General features: G+C 46.6%; 12 protein-coding genes. 9 read left to right on the forward strand and 3 right to left on the reverse strand.

Going from position 1 to position 14,327, the window contains the following annotated elements:
* Positions 1-129 precede the first annotated feature (129 nt).
* From recQ to R7Z47_RS23265, 3 genes are all read left to right on the forward strand, one after another.
* Positions 130-1,965: an ATP-dependent DNA helicase RecQ gene (gene recQ / locus R7Z47_RS23255; RefSeq protein WP_005451195.1), complete on the forward strand. Its 1,836-nt coding sequence runs from the start codon at positions 130-132 to the stop codon at positions 1,963-1,965.
* Between the two features lie 9 nt (positions 1,966-1,974).
* Entirely contained in the window at positions 1,975-2,280 is a 306-nt protein-coding gene (locus R7Z47_RS23260) for a DUF3630 family protein (RefSeq protein WP_005378772.1), read from the forward strand.
* 234 nt (positions 2,281-2,514) lie between these two features.
* Positions 2,515-3,189, forward strand: coding sequence for a 7-cyano-7-deazaguanine/7-aminomethyl-7-deazaguanine transporter (locus tag R7Z47_RS23265; RefSeq protein WP_005378770.1), 675 nt, complete (start codon positions 2,515-2,517; stop codon positions 3,187-3,189).
* A 222-nt stretch (positions 3,190-3,411) separates the two neighbouring features.
* On the opposite strand, the gene R7Z47_RS23270 is transcribed toward R7Z47_RS23265, so the two are convergent.
* From R7Z47_RS23270 to rhlB, 3 genes are all read right to left on the reverse strand, one after another.
* The gene (locus tag R7Z47_RS23270; protein ID WP_318130638.1) at positions 3,412-5,055 is read right to left on the reverse strand and encodes a sugar nucleotide-binding protein; all 1,644 of its coding nucleotides are present in this window, start codon (positions 5,053-5,055) and stop codon (positions 3,412-3,414) included.
* A 172-nt stretch (positions 5,056-5,227) separates the two neighbouring features.
* Positions 5,228-6,721, reverse strand: coding sequence for a guanosine-5'-triphosphate,3'-diphosphate diphosphatase (gene gppA, locus R7Z47_RS23275; protein WP_053306516.1), 1,494 nt, complete (start codon positions 6,719-6,721; stop codon positions 5,228-5,230).
* Between the two features lie 19 nt (positions 6,722-6,740).
* Positions 6,741-8,060 (reverse strand): ATP-dependent RNA helicase RhlB, encoded by a 1,320-nt coding sequence (gene rhlB / locus R7Z47_RS23280; RefSeq protein WP_005378764.1) that lies wholly within the window; start codon positions 8,058-8,060, stop codon positions 6,741-6,743.
* 111 nt (positions 8,061-8,171) lie between these two features.
* On the opposite strand from rhlB, the gene trxA reads away from it, so the two are divergent.
* From trxA to fre, 6 genes are all read left to right on the forward strand, one after another.
* Positions 8,172-8,498 (forward strand): thioredoxin TrxA, encoded by a 327-nt coding sequence (gene trxA, locus R7Z47_RS23285; RefSeq protein WP_004745500.1) that lies wholly within the window; start codon positions 8,172-8,174, stop codon positions 8,496-8,498.
* Between the two features lie 196 nt (positions 8,499-8,694).
* Entirely contained in the window at positions 8,695-9,954 is a 1,260-nt protein-coding gene (rho, locus tag R7Z47_RS23290) for a transcription termination factor Rho (RefSeq protein ID WP_005378757.1), read from the forward strand.
* 105 nt (positions 9,955-10,059) lie between these two features.
* Positions 10,060-11,052 carry a hypothetical protein gene (locus R7Z47_RS23295; RefSeq protein ID WP_262607136.1) on the forward strand — a complete coding sequence of 331 codons (993 nt, stop codon included), beginning with the start codon at positions 10,060-10,062 and terminating at the stop codon, positions 11,050-11,052.
* A gap of 91 nt (positions 11,053-11,143) precedes the next feature.
* Complete coding sequence (ubiD, locus tag R7Z47_RS23300; protein WP_262607137.1) at positions 11,144-12,997, forward strand: 4-hydroxy-3-polyprenylbenzoate decarboxylase; 1,854 nt, start codon at positions 11,144-11,146, stop codon at positions 12,995-12,997.
* A complete protein-coding gene (locus R7Z47_RS23305) occupies positions 12,994-13,263 on the forward strand; it encodes a 2Fe-2S iron-sulfur cluster-binding protein (protein WP_009696789.1) in 270 nt (89 codons plus the stop codon). Before ubiD ends, R7Z47_RS23305 begins: the two co-directional genes overlap by 4 nt.
* 14 nt (positions 13,264-13,277) lie before the next feature.
* Positions 13,278-13,991 (forward strand): NAD(P)H-flavin reductase, encoded by a 714-nt coding sequence (gene fre / locus R7Z47_RS23310; protein ID WP_005382872.1) that lies wholly within the window; start codon positions 13,278-13,280, stop codon positions 13,989-13,991.
* Positions 13,992-14,327: the final 336 nt, after the last annotated feature.

The following is a 14,327-nucleotide window of genomic DNA, read 5'->3' on the forward strand; positions in this document are numbered from 1 at the left end:
GTCGTGATGCGAAACACCTAACAATTTGCGGTTTTATTCACCATGAAACCCCATTACAATGTGCCCTCACTTTGTGTGCCAGTGGTATGCAAAAGCACCTCTTTTTTAAGACCCAATCTGAGACTTTTCATGACCTCGACCTTGTTAGCCGAACAATCTGATTCGCCTGTAACGCCTCAACGTGTGTTGGAGGATGTGTTTGGTTACCAAGAGTTCCGTGATGGTCAGCAGTTGGTGATTGACGCTGCGGTAGAAGGTCGCGACAGCTTAGTTATCCTGCCTACTGGTGGCGGTAAGTCGCTGTGTTATCAAATTCCTGCTTTGGTTCGCTCTGGCATTACTTTGGTGATCTCTCCGCTTATCTCGCTGATGAAGGACCAAGTGGACCAGCTTAAAGCCAACGGTGTAGCGGCTGAGTGCATTAACTCGACCATGCCTCGTGAAGAGCTGCTCAGCGTGTATAACCGCATGCACACTGGTCATCTTAAGTTGGTGTACGTCTCGCCAGAACGCGTATTAATGCGTGACTTCATTGAACGTTTGGAAAACCTGCCGTTATCGATGATTGCCGTTGATGAAGCGCACTGTATTTCCCAGTGGGGACACGACTTCCGTCCAGAATATGCCGCGCTTGGTCAACTTAAGCAGCAGTTTTCCCATGTGCCATTTATGGCGCTGACGGCGACCGCAGATGACGCAACGCGCCGAGATATTCTTGAACGTCTGCAACTGAATAATCCAGAGGTTTACCTAGGCAGCTTCGACCGTCCCAACATTCGCTACAACTTAGTTGAGAAGCACAAGCCGGTTTCGCAAATCGTTCGTTATCTTGAAACCCAAAAGGGGAATTGCGGCATCATCTATTGTGGTAGCCGTAAGAAAGTTGAGATGGTGACCGAGAAGCTGTGCAACAACCACATTCGTGCTGCTGGTTATCACGCAGGTATGGACGCTGATGAGCGCGCTTACGTTCAAGAAGCTTTCCAACGTGATGACATCCAAATTGTAGTGGCGACCGTGGCATTCGGTATGGGCATCAACAAACCAAACGTGCGTTTTGTGGTTCACTTTGATATCCCGCGCAACATCGAGTCTTACTATCAGGAAACGGGTCGTGCAGGGCGTGATGGTTTACCTGCGGAAGCCATGATGTTGTATGACCCAGCGGACATCAGTTGGCTGCGCCGTATGTTGGATGAGAAAGACGATGGTCCACAGAAGCAGGTGGAAACCCACAAACTGAATGCGATGAGTGCCTTTGCTGAGGCGCAGACTTGTCGTCGTCAGGTACTATTGAATTACTTTGGTGAGTATCGTGAGAAGCCATGTGGCAACTGCGATATTTGCTTAGATCCACCGAAGCACTTTGATGCCACGGAAGAAGCGCGTAAGGCGCTATCTTGTGTGTATCGTGTTAATCAGAGCTTTGGTATGGGCTACGTGGTCGAGGTGCTACGTGGCATGCAAAACATTCGTGTGCGTGAAAATGGGCACGATAAGATTTCTACCTACGCGATAGGGCGCGATCACAGCCACGATTACTGGGTGAGTATTTTCCGTCAGTTAATCCACAAAGGGCTGCTGTTCCAAAACATCACGCGTAACTCAACGCTGCAACTTACCGAAGAAGCGCGTCCGCTGCTGCGTGGCGATGTGACTCTAGAGTTAGCGGTTCCGCGTTTAGACACCGCAGCACGTGCGGCGAAGTCAGATAAACTGACCAGTAAGAACTACGATAAGAAGTTGTTTGCTAAGTTACGCAAGTTGCGTAAGTCGATTGCTGATGAAGATGGTTTGCCACCATACGTGGTCTTCAGTGACGCTACTCTGATTGATATGGCGGAAATTCTGCCAACGTCTTACGGCGAAATGCTGGCAGTCAGCGGTGTTGGTCAACGCAAACTAGAGAAGTACGCCGATCCATTCCTTGATTTGATTCAAGAACACATTACTCACCACGGATAAGGAACCAAGATGCAAAAGGAATTTGGCTTAGCGGATTACATGGCACAAGAAGGGCGCTTAATCATTACCGCGCCGAGCTTTGACCTTGATAGCTTTCCTGCTTTAGGTGAGCGTTTAGTCGGCTTGCTTTCTGCTACTGTGGTGGAAAAGCAGTGGGATGCGGACATTCACTCATGGTTGATTGACTTTGAAGGTTGCCGACTGTTTATGAAAGCAGAGCATTACAGCGAAGCGATTTGGTTTGAAGCGTTAGCGATTGAAGAGAGCAGGGAAGAGTTGGATTATCTTGCAGGATTGTTCCAGCGCGGCTTCTAAAAATAGAATTTTTCTTGAAAGGGTGTTTCACATGAAACACCCTTTTTTATGCTTCAACGTTTGCGTCAAACAGACGACTTGCGGCGAAAAGTGGTTAATGTATAATCGCCCACCGCTTCGCTCAGAATGAGCCAAGCCAGTTTATTTTTCATTTTACATTGTTGGTAAGAGCCACTTTATTCAGTGACTCGATTTGGGTTCCCTCACCCCCAAACCAAACTAAAAAGGTATCGCATGAGTAACTTTACCCCTGCGCAGCAGCGCAACGCCCTTATCTATCTGGTTCTATTCCACCTAGTCATTATTGCATCTAGCAATTACCTAGTTCAGCTACCGTTTACTATATTCGGTTTCCATACCACTTGGGGTGCATTCACTTTCCCATTTATCTTCTTAGCGACTGACTTAACCGTGCGTATTTTCGGTGCTCAGTTGGCGCGTAAGATCATCTTCTTAGTGATGTTGCCTGCGTTGGCAGTATCTTACTTCTTATCGGTGGTGTTCTTCGAAGGTCAATTCCAAGGTTTTGGTCACCTAGGGGAATTTAACTTATTCGTTGCTCGTATCGCGATTGCTAGCTTCATGGCGTACCTACTTGGTCAGATCATGGATGTGCATGTGTTCAACCGCCTACGTCAAATGAAGCAATGGTGGGTGGCACCAACGTGTTCAACGCTTTTCGGTAATGCACTTGATACCATCGCTTTCTTCGCCATTGCGTTCTACCAAAGCCCAGATCCATTTATGGCTGAGCATTGGACGGAAATCGCGCTGGTGGATTACGGCTTCAAACTGATTATCAGTCTTGGTTTGTTCGTTCCTATGTATGGCGTACTACTGAATTACCTAATTAAGAAGCTGACTGCGGTGAACCCTGACTTTAAGGTGACGACAAGCGTTCAGTCTTAATATCAGTGGGAACCCCGAAAGCCGCTTGCTCAAATCAAGCGGCTTTTTTGTGCCTGTTTACTTGGGCTTAGAGCGTTTTGTACAGCGTGGGGAGCAATTAGATCATGGGTGTCCAAAAGCTCCCTAAGCTGTACGAAGGTAAAAATGAGCAATAAAAAAGGTCCCGAGTGAGACCTTTTAATCGAAGTTACGGAACGTAGAGGAAGCTCGTTGGTGAAATGGCTAACGGAGCATCTTCTCAATCAAAATGGCTTTTTGCGCATCGAAGGCGCCAAGTTGCAGGCCGTTCTCCCAACTGATGCTTTGATTGAACATCGCCAGCATCAAACCGACACAGCGTTGATTGGCGTCCTGCCAGCAATCAGACTCGCTGTACTCTCCATCATTTATCGCATTGCCATTAACGAGAATGGGCTCGAAACGCCATTTTTCGCCGACACGGTAGTAGCCTTTGCTGGTTAAGGTCTGGTTGGATTGAATCGTTAGATTGTGCTCGATGCCCGGTTCACCTGTTAGTTCAAATACAAATCTTAGCTGGTGGTCACCACATTGCAGATCAACGATCAGTTGGCCGTTTTCCTCAACCAGTGTCGATTGATAATAGTCTCCAAAGCAGTGCAGCAACCAAGATATAGGGTGACTGGCTGTTTCAAGAAACCACTCTTTGAGTGTGAAGGTGCCCGGTAGGTTAACTTGGGTGATTAGATTGACCACACAAGGTTGGGTTTGCGAGGTGAGCCATTTCTCTATCGTCTTGGCGGTCTCTAGCTGAGCAAAGGCGTAATTAACCAATAGGTTGGAGTTCGGTTGCTGCCAGTGAGTTATGTCAGAATTCAATCCCACCAATGGCTTTTCACAAATCAGCTTGGTTGAACCTAACGTCTTTATGATCTCTGCATGAGTATGCGCAGGTGTCGCGATGGTCACGACATCGAGTTCTTTGAGTGCGCTGATGTTCGTTTCTGCCTTTGGGATTGCTTCTTCACTGCACGCTTGCTGAAGCGGTTCTATTTGGTTGGCACATAACGTCGTGACAACAACACCATTGTTTCTATAGTGCGGAATGTGCGTGCGTCCCCAGTTGATTCCTATGATGCCAGCTTGTTTGATTTGCTCTGGCTTGTTGAAACGTTCACTCAATGGCGGCAAGGCAATTCGTTCATCTGTTAGACGTTGGTCATGGTGATAATCATTGCTTGGCAGCACTTGCCATGGCTTGTTGTAATGCTGCTTGAGTGCACAAACGAGTTCGTAGAAATTCCACTTATCTTTTAAGTTGCTATCAAGGTGATATAAACCGGCTTCGTTCCGCTCAATAAGCTGCAAAAAGGCGAGTGCAGTATCGTCCATATGAGAAGTCGCGGGATACCAAACTGTGCTAGCGGTAATAACGCCGTTCTCTTCATATTGGCGGTCGAGATGCGCCAACATGTTATTGCCTTCTGCTTGGTGATGGAGCTGCCAACCAATTCGAGCAATCATCGCATCTGGATTTGCTTGCCAGATTGCATCTTCACAACGAACTTTGTATTTGCCGTAATCATCTTGGGTGTTTCTTTCTTCAAAGATGCCATAAGGCCCATTTTTTGTGGCATCAAATACCATTGCTGTGCTGACAAAGAGGTAAGGAATGTTGCGCTGTTTGCAGTGCTCACCAAGCCACGCTGGCCACGCTTCACTCCCCATCGCCATATGGCACACCGCATCAATATGGTGCTGTTGCCAAAATTGTTCACTTTGCTGTAGATCATCCGGCGGGATTTGATGGTGATTCCATTCCAATACATTCCAGCCGCGGAGGTGGAACTGATGAGCAACTTTAGGGGCGAGAGTGCCAGTTAAGCCAGTCATTAAAACGGTTTTCATGATGGTGCATCTTGGTTGGCTAAATTGTGTTTATCAATAAAGCATGGCTGTTTTTCGATGTAGAGCGGAGAAGCTGAAATTTTTGCTGGGCAGCACGTTTTGTAGGGGAAGTAGAAGCAAAAAAGCCCAAGCGAACGCCTGGGCTTTAGTATTGTAAGGCAGTGATATTCGCTTATTTTGCTACGATATTTAATGGCCAGCCGATGTCTGTCTGACGGTTGGATTCAATTTCCAACTCAGCCGCAGTCAGTGGGTTTTTCTCTAGCCATTGCGCATCAATGTGTAACGTTAGATTGTCGCCTTCAACCGTTAGAGTCACATTTGGCTCTAGATCAGGATTGCGACGATGGCTGAGCAGAACCGCAAGACGCAACAATCTCAATACTCGTTTTGCACTCGAGCCTGATAATGCATGCTGCTCAGGTAAAGAAGTGAGTTGTTCGCGATAGCGACGAGCCACTTCACCAATAAAGAACTTCTGCGCGCGCGTGTAACCAGGCAGATCCAAATTCTGCAGCAAGTAAGCACTATGCTCTCCGCCTTTTTTGAAATCGATAGTTAAGCCAATTTCATGCAGTTTTGCGGCGGTCTCGAGTAATATCTTGCCCTGAGGCTCTGTAATCCACTCATCGCCCCCAGCTTGCTGTAAAAGCGTGTGTGCCAGACTAGCGACTTGTTCACCGTATTGGTGATCGAGCTGATAACGATTTTGTACGCTAGCGATAGTGCGGGCACGAATGTCTTCTTGACGAAGCTCTTCAACCATCTCATACACTAAGCCTTCGCGTAGTGCGCCGCCAGCCAGTGTCATAGCATCGATTTCAAGCAATTCAAAAACGGCAATCAAAATAGAGAGGCCACTAGGGAACACTAATGCGCGCTCAAGTGTTAAGCCTTCAATATCGAGCTCTTCTAAATGGTCGGCCAACATGGCTTGCTTCTGTAGACGCTTGAGTTTGGAGTGAGTGATTACTTCGTCCATGCCTTGCGCCAGCATTATCTCTTGCAATGCCTGAACAGTGCCTGATGCACCAACGCACACATCCCAACCAATTTCTGTATAACGTTCTAAAATCGGCTGGATGGTCTGTTTCGCTCCTTCAATTGCCGCGTCAAAGTTACGAGCATTCAATTGGCGATCTTTAAAGAAGTTTTCAAGCCAAGTCACGCAGCCCATTTTTAAGCTGGTCAGTGCTTTGGCTTCGAAACCTTCACCGATAATCAGTTCGGTACTTGCTCCACCGATATCGACTACAAGGCGACGACCACTACCGCCAGAGGTGTGAGCGACACCTTTATAGATAGTGGCAGCTTCTTCTTCACCAGTAATCACTTCGATAGGCTGGCCTAGAATTTGGTTAGCCTTTTCTAAAAACACATCTACATTGGTCGCGGTACGTAATGTTGCAGTACCGACGATGCGAATGTTTTGCTTAGGAATGTCCTGCAAGCGTTCCGCAAATAGACTTAAGCAGTCCCATCCTCGCTGCATAGCTTCCATACTAAGAGAATTATGTTCATCTAAGCCCGCTGCTAGACGAACTTTGCGCTTAATTTTAGCCATTGTTTGAACGCTGCCATCGATGTGACGCACAACGAGCATGTGAAAACTGTTCGACCCGAGGTCGATGGCGGCATATAGCGGTGATGATCCTGCTTGACTCATAAACGAACTCAGTTTCCTATTACGATTGTTTTGGTGCCGATTGACGCGGTTGGCGTGGACGACGTCCCTGCGGCTTACGGTTACCAGAACCAGAACGGGTACCGCCAGTATTCGTGCGGCGCTGTTGGTTGCGTGGTGCACGCATACGAATCGGAGCCGGTAGATCTTGAATCAGTGCCGACGAATCGTACTCTGAAACTGGGATTGTGTGCTCAATGTATTCTTCGATTGCTGGTAGGTTAACCGCGTACTCTTCACAAGCAAAACTGATCGAATGACCGCTCGCACCAGCGCGACCAGTACGGCCAATACGGTGAACATAATCTTCACAGTCGTCAGGAAGGTCGTAGTTGAAAACGTGCGTTACCTGAGGAATATGCAGGCCACGCGCTGCAACGTCAGTTGCAACTAAGATGTCGACATCACCTTTGGTGAATTGCTCAAGAATCTTCTCACGCTTCTTCTGCGGTACATCGCCAGTAAGAAGGCCTACACGGTGTCCATCGGCAGCCAAATGTCCCCAAACCGATTCACACTTATGCTTGGTATTGGCAAAAATGATAGCGCGATCTGGCCACTCTTCTTCAATTAGTGTTTGAAGCAGCGCCATTTTGTCTTCATTCGAAGGATAGAAAAGCTCTTCCTGGATACGGTGGCCAGTTTTTTGTTCTGGTTCGACAACGACATGCTCAGGAGTATTCATGTGTTCGAATGCCAGTTCTTGAACGCGGTAAGACAGCGTTGCTGAGAACAGCATGTTCAAACGCTCTTTTGGCTCAGGCATACGACGGAACAAGAAGCGAATGTCTTTAATAAAGCCAAGATCGAACATGCGGTCGGCTTCGTCCAGAACAACAGCTTGAATGTTGTTGAGGTTAAATACGCGCTGTTTGTAGAAATCGATGATACGGCCTGTTGTTCCGATCAGAATATCTACGCCGTCTTGCAGTTTCGCAAGTTGCTTGTCGTAGCTTTCACCACCGTAAGCTAGAGCGGTTTTTAGACCTGTGCTTTCAGTTAATGATTCTGCATCATTGTAAATCTGAATAGCGAGCTCACGTGTAGGCGCCATAATAATTGCGCGTGGCTGTGTAGGCTTACGACCTTCATGTTCCGGAGTCGTCAGAAGGTGGTTGAACGTAGCAGTAAGAAACGCGAGCGTTTTACCAGTACCCGTTTGGGCCTGGCCTGCGATGTCTTGGCCGGTGAGCAGGACCGGCAACGCCAAGGCTTGGATAGGGGTACAAAATTCGAACCCTTTTTTGTCCAATCCTTCAATAACTTGGGGCTTTAAGCCCAAATCGGCGAACTTTTGCTCTGTGATATGCGTCTTTTTCATGGCTATAGAATATCAGCTAAAGCTTGCAATACGAAAGTAAATACATTCCAATAGGGCATCTAATTACTGGTTATCATCCAACCAGTTTCGAAAAACACATTGGAGTGGAAGATGAGTGATAAGATTTTGCAGCTAACTGATGACGGTTTTGAAAACGATGTAATCAACGCTGCAGGCCCGGTTCTAGTGGATTTTTGGGCAGAATGGTGTGGTCCTTGTAAAATGATCGCTCCTATTTTGGACGAAATCGCAGACGAGTACGAAGGCAAACTCACTATCGGTAAACTAAACATCGACCATAACGCAGGTACACCACCTAAGTTTGGTATTCGCGGCATTCCAACGCTATTACTATTTAAAGATGGTAACGTAGCGGCAACGAAAGTAGGTGCTCTGTCTAAAACTCAACTAAAAGAGTTCCTAGACGCAAACTTATAATCACCAAGTGATTACAGATAAAACCGTGCAAAGTTACAATGCACGGTTTTGTTTTTCTAACTCTGGACTAGAATACTAATTAGTGCTAACTTATCGCGCGTTAATTGAACAAATTTCTCTTCTTGGTCGATCCTGAGACCAAATCCATCTTAACTAGAAAACAGATCTTATTTTGACTAAACAAGAATCCACCACCATGAACCTTACCGAACTGAAGAACAGACCTGTGTCTGACCTTGTAAAACTGGGCGAAAGCTTAGGATTAGAGAACCTAGCTCGCTTAAGAAAACAAGACATCATCTTCGCGATTTTAAAAGCGCACGCGAAAGGCGGCGAAGACATCTTTGGCGATGGGGTTCTGGAAATTCTGCAAGACGGCTTTGGTTTCCTACGCAGTGCAGATAGTTCATACCTTGCGGGTCCGGACGATATCTACGTATCACCAAGTCAGATTCGTCGCTTTAACCTACGTACTGGTGACTCTATCGCTGGTAAAATTCGTCCACCAAAAGACGGTGAACGTTACTTTGCCCTTCTAAAAGTCAATACCGTTAACGACGATAAACCAGACAACGCCCGTAACAAGATCCTATTTGAAAACCTTACCCCTCTACATGCGAATGAGCGAATGGTTATGGAGCGTGGTAACGGTTCAACAGAAGACATTACAGCACGTGTTTTAGACTTGGCATCGCCAATCGGTAAAGGTCAACGTGGTCTGATTGTTGCACCGCCTAAAGCGGGTAAAACAATGCTTCTGCAAAACATCGCGCAAAGCATCGCGTACAACCACCCAGAGTGTGAGTTGATGGTTCTTCTTATCGACGAACGTCCAGAAGAAGTAACTGAGATGCAGCGCCTAGTTAAAGGTGAAGTGGTTGCGTCGACTTTCGATGAGCCAGCATCTCGTCACGTACAAGTAGCGGAAATGGTAATCGAGAAGGCAAAACGTCTTGTTGAACATAAGAAAGACGTGGTTATCTTGCTTGACTCTATCACTCGCCTAGCTCGTGCTTACAACACCGTAGTGCCTTCATCAGGTAAAGTACTAACAGGTGGTGTGGATGCAAACGCATTACATCGTCCTAAGCGTTTCTTCGGTGCTGCACGTAACGTAGAAGAAGGCGGCAGCCTAACTATCATCGCAACGGCACTAGTAGATACTGGTTCTAAAATGGATGAAGTTATCTACGAAGAGTTCAAGGGTACAGGTAACATGGAACTGCACTTGAACCGTAAGATTGCTGAGAAGCGTGTATTCCCTGCGATTGACTTCAACCGCTCAGGTACACGTCGAGAAGAGCTACTGACGAAGACTGACGAACTACAGAAGATGTGGATTCTGCGTAAGATCGTTCACCCAATGGGCGAAATCGACGCAATGGAATTCCTAATCGACAAGCTAGCGATGACGAAGACCAACGATGAGTTCTTCGATGCGATGCGTCGTCAATAGTCTCAAATAGTCATTCTGCGAAAAGCCACCGTATATCGGTGGCTTTTTTATTGCTTTCTCCCGATAGAAGTATCAGAATGAAGGAAATGTTATCGGGAGGTTAACATGCAACAAGGAATGTTGTCGTCATTACTCCTGAGCTTGTCACTTATCACTCTACCTGCGACATTATCTGCCAAGGAAATGCATGAGGCTGTAGTAGAACAGTGGCTTCAGGATACTCAAATACATACTAAAGTCTCTGAACTGCTTGATTACGCTGTCAGAGATGAAGTCGACTCGCTTAAATTTGCCCTTGATAGACTTGCTTTGCCTCAACAAGAGGTGGTGCGCTTTCAATTATTGGAAAAGCTTGAAAAGCAAGATGTGATTCTCACGCCTCGAATGGCTCTGTTTGTTGAGTCCCAGATCCGTATGACCCCGACTTATCAAGTGTTAGAGCGGGGTGATGGGTATGAATTTAGTGTACCCGCTTTTAACTTTCCCGTTATTGCGAGTCGCTTGATTAAGCGTTGGAAACAAGACCAAAGTACCTTGGACTTTGTCTTACAAGCTGAACGAAGAGAGCTTAACTTAAAGCAATGGCTTACAGGGCCATCTCAACAAGCTCAAGCGCGTGAAGCGCTTTTGATTCGAGAGTTAGACAGCTTATCACCCAATGCGCTTGCTGCATTAACGGCCCAGTTAACCAAAGCAAATGTGACCAGTTGGTTACCATCGACGGCCGTGATAGTCAGGTTGGCACAAGTTAGTCAGGATGAGGAAGTGTACAACTTACTCTGGCGGATGAAAGCTGATTACAACAGCCAGTCCGAACTTGAGCGTTTAGCTGCGGTTGGAGACGTTTTTTCCATTCAGCAATTGATGAATGCCACAGTTAACCCATCACTCAAGCCAGAAGCTATTAGTCTACTTACAAAATCTAACCCTCTATCTCCGCAAGTAAAGCAGTTTCTAGTTAGAAAAATGGCGTTATCAGAAGAAGCAACCATGGTTGCTCGAGAGCTTGCTCAACAAGGGCATCAAACCTGGTTGGAAGAGTTAGTATCTTCGAACCATCAGATAAAGACTCGGCAGATTGAACAAGTATTAAAGTAATCTGGCTCACATACCCACACAAAATAGGAGGATCTTAGCGTCCTCCTATTTGTTATACTGCGGACAGTTTAATCAGCCAGCATGAAGGCCTATGAGTTTTAAGGATTTACGCGAATTTATCGACCACCTAGAACAGAAAGGTCGACTTAAACGCATCACTCACCCTGTCGATCCCGCTTATGAAATGACAGAAATCAGCGACCGCACCTTGCGTGCTGGTGGACCTGCGCTGTTGTTTGAGAACCCAATCGGCTACGACGTACCTGTTTTGACGAACCTGTTTGGTACACCAGAGCGTGTCGCAATCGGCATGGGACGTGAAGACGTTAAAGAATTAAGAGAAGTCGGTAAGCTGCTGGCTTATTTAAAAGAACCTGAGCCACCAAAAGGCTTCAAAGACGCTTTAGAAAAACTGCCTGTGTTCAAACAAGTATTGAACATGCCAGCCAAGCGCTTAAGAAAAGCATCGTGCCAAGAGATTGTGTGGCAAGGTGATGAAGTCGATTTGGATAAAATCCCGGTGATGAGTTGCTGGGCGGAAGACGTTGCGCCACTGCTTACGTGGGGCTTAACCGTGACCAAGGGTCCAAACAAGAAACGTCAGAACCTAGGTATTTATCGCCAGCAGAAAATTGCCAAGAACAAAATCATCATGCGTTGGTTGGCTCATCGTGGTGGTGCGCTTGACCTGCGTGATTGGATGGAAACCAATCCAGGTAAACCTTTCCCTGTTTCAGTCGCGTTTGGTGCAGACCCCGCAACCATTCTTGGCGCAGTAACGCCAGTGCCAGATACGCTATCAGAATACGCATTTGCAGGTTTGCTACGTGGCAGCAAAACGGAAGTCGTGAAGTCAGTCAGCAACGATTTGGAAGTGCCAGCGAGCGCGGAAATCGTGATGGAAGGCTATATCGACCCGAACGAGTTTGCTGATGAAGGTCCTTACGGTGACCACACTGGCTACTATAACGAAAAAGAAAAGCACCACGTATTTACTATTACGCACATTACTATGCGTAAAGACCCTATTTATCACAGCACCTACACAGGTCGTCCGCCAGATGAACCAGCTGTATTAGGTGTGGCATTAAACGAAGTGTTTGTGCCTATTCTGCAAAAGCAATTCCCAGAGATTGAAGACTTCTATCTTCCGCCAGAAGGTTGTTCGTACCGAATGGCCGTCGTCACCATGAAGAAGCAGTACCCAGGACATGCCAAGCGCGTAATGATGGGCGTGTGGTCTTTCTTACGTCAATTCATGTATACCAAGTTTGTTATTGTGTGCGATGAATCGGTAAACGCACGAGATTGGAATGATGTCGTTAAAGCCATGTCAGAGCATATGGACCCTGTACGTGATACCTTGATGATAGATAACACGCCAATCGACTCGCTCGACTTTGCTTCACCAGTGGTTGGGCTTGGCTCCAAAATGGGCTTGGATGCGACCATTAAATGGGATGCCGAGCTGGCGACGCGAACCGAGGTCACTGAGCGAGACAGCAAAGCGATTACCGAAGCAGAACTAAATGAGTTGAAACAGCAACGCCCTGAGATTGTTGACGTCTATCTTCCAGTTACAGCAAACAACCAATTTGCTGTCGTGACTATGAAGAAAGACCAAGCTGGTCAATCCCAAGAATTGATGGAACATCTATGGGGCTTCTTTGCTCAGTACACGGATAACAAATTCATCATTTTGTGCGACGATGACGTTAATGCACGAGATTGGAATGACATCATTTGGGCGGTGACAACTCGAATGGACCCAGATAGAGACACGATTCAAGTGCTTGGTAAGACTGAGAGTTCATCCAAATTAGGACTGGATGCGACCAACAAGTTCGAATCTGAAGTCACGCGCGAGTGGGGTACGCCTATCAAAAAAGATCCTAAACTTGTGGCTAAAGTCGATGAGATTTGGGACCAGTTAGGTATTCTATGAGTCATCAAGTCCACCTTCTACCAATGGACGTTACATTCCAAGTAAAAGAAGGGGAGACGGTGTTAGAAGCTGCGCTCAACAACAATATACGCTTCCCACACCGTTGCCAAGTTGGCGCTTGCGCCATGTGCATGTGTAAAAAGCTAACGGGCGAGGTGAGCTATCACCTCGAACCGATGCTAACCGAAAAAGAGCAACAGCAAGGTTGGATATTCCCTTGCCAAGCCTATACAGAAAGTAATTTAGTGCTTACTTTTGACGAGTAAGCGAGAGGAACACCATGACCATCCAATGTAAAGTAAAGTCTATTCAGCCGTTAGCTTGTAATACTTACCAAATCCTTCTTCATCCAGAATCACCAGTGCCTTTTAAAGCGGGTCAGTACCTAATGGTGGTGATGGGTGAAAAAGACAAACGTCCTTTCTCTATCGCAAGCAGCCCTTGTCGTCATGAAGGTGAACTTGAACTGCACATCGGTGCGGCGGAACACAACGCTTATGCACAAGAAGTTGTCGAAGCAATGCAAGCGGCGCTTGAAACTGATGGTCAGATTGAAATTGATGCGCCACATGGCGATGCTTGGGTTCAAGAAGAAAGCGAACGCCCATTATTATTAATTGCTGGTGGTACAGGCTTCAGTTACGTTCGCTCGATTCTGGATCACTGCGTAGCGCAGAATAAAACCAATCCTATCTATTTATATTGGGGGGCGCGCGATAACTGCCAGCTTTATGCTAAAGACGAACTGGTCGAGATTGCCGACAAGTTTGCCAATGTTCACTTTGTGCCGGTAGTAGAAGAAGCTCCTGCAGACTGGCAAGGTAAAGTTGGTAACGTGCTACAAGCTGTAGCTGAAGATTTCGAAAGCTTAGAAAACTACGATATCTATATTGCAGGTCGTTTTGAAATGGCTGGCGCAGCACGTGAACAGTTCACTCAGAACAAGAAAGCGAAGAGCGAACGTATGTTCGCAGACGCGTACGCATTCATTTAAATACGGCTTTTAAGGCAGAAAAAGAGGGTTTTTTACCCTCTTTTTTGCTTTTTTGATGAAATAGTCATCGAACAGTCATTTTTTTCCATTTTTTTTCAAAAAAGGGTTGCGAACGGATCTGAGTTCCCTATAATGCGCATCCACCGACACGGCAGACGCGATAAGGCTTCAGCAGGGTCGGAGAGGTGAAAGCTTCTACGAAAAATAAAATTGAAAAAGTGTTTGACACTGTCAATTAAATCGCTAGAATGCACCTCCACTTTGAGAGAAAAACTTCTCGCAAAGCAAGCTCTTTAACAATATAGACCTATCAATCTGTGTGGGCACTCGTTGATG

The sequence above is a fragment of the Vibrio sp. 1641 genome (assembly GCF_033339995.1).
Lineage (GTDB): Bacteria > Pseudomonadota > Gammaproteobacteria > Enterobacterales > Vibrionaceae > Vibrio > Vibrio alginolyticus.

Bases quoted from the DNA above. Each gene is read 5' to 3' on its own strand.
- R7Z47_RS23265 (WP_005378770.1), top strand. From the start codon at position 2,515: ATGAGTAACTTTACCCCTGCGCAGCAGCGCAACGCCCTTATCTATCTG.
- fre (WP_005382872.1), top strand. From the start codon at position 13,278: ATGACCATCCAATGTAAAGTAAAGTCTATTCAGCCGTTAGCTTGTAAT.
- ubiD (WP_262607137.1), top strand. From the start codon at position 11,144: ATGAGTTTTAAGGATTTACGCGAATTTATCGACCACCTAGAACAGAAA.
- R7Z47_RS23305 (WP_009696789.1), top strand. From the start codon at position 12,994: ATGAGTCATCAAGTCCACCTTCTACCAATGGACGTTACATTCCAAGTA.
- rho (WP_005378757.1), top strand. From the start codon at position 8,695: ATGAACCTTACCGAACTGAAGAACAGACCTGTGTCTGACCTTGTAAAA.
- recQ (WP_005451195.1), top strand. From the start codon at position 130: ATGACCTCGACCTTGTTAGCCGAACAATCTGATTCGCCTGTAACGCCT.
- trxA (WP_004745500.1), top strand. From the start codon at position 8,172: ATGAGTGATAAGATTTTGCAGCTAACTGATGACGGTTTTGAAAACGAT.
- R7Z47_RS23295 (WP_262607136.1), top strand. From the start codon at position 10,060: ATGCAACAAGGAATGTTGTCGTCATTACTCCTGAGCTTGTCACTTATC.
- rhlB (WP_005378764.1), bottom strand. From the start codon at position 8,060: ATGAAAAAGACGCATATCACAGAGCAAAAGTTCGCCGATTTGGGCTTA.
- R7Z47_RS23260 (WP_005378772.1), top strand. From the start codon at position 1,975: ATGCAAAAGGAATTTGGCTTAGCGGATTACATGGCACAAGAAGGGCGC.
- gppA (WP_053306516.1), bottom strand. From the start codon at position 6,721: ATGAGTCAAGCAGGATCATCACCGCTATATGCCGCCATCGACCTCGGG.
- R7Z47_RS23270 (WP_318130638.1), bottom strand. From the start codon at position 5,055: ATGAAAACCGTTTTAATGACTGGCTTAACTGGCACTCTCGCCCCTAAA.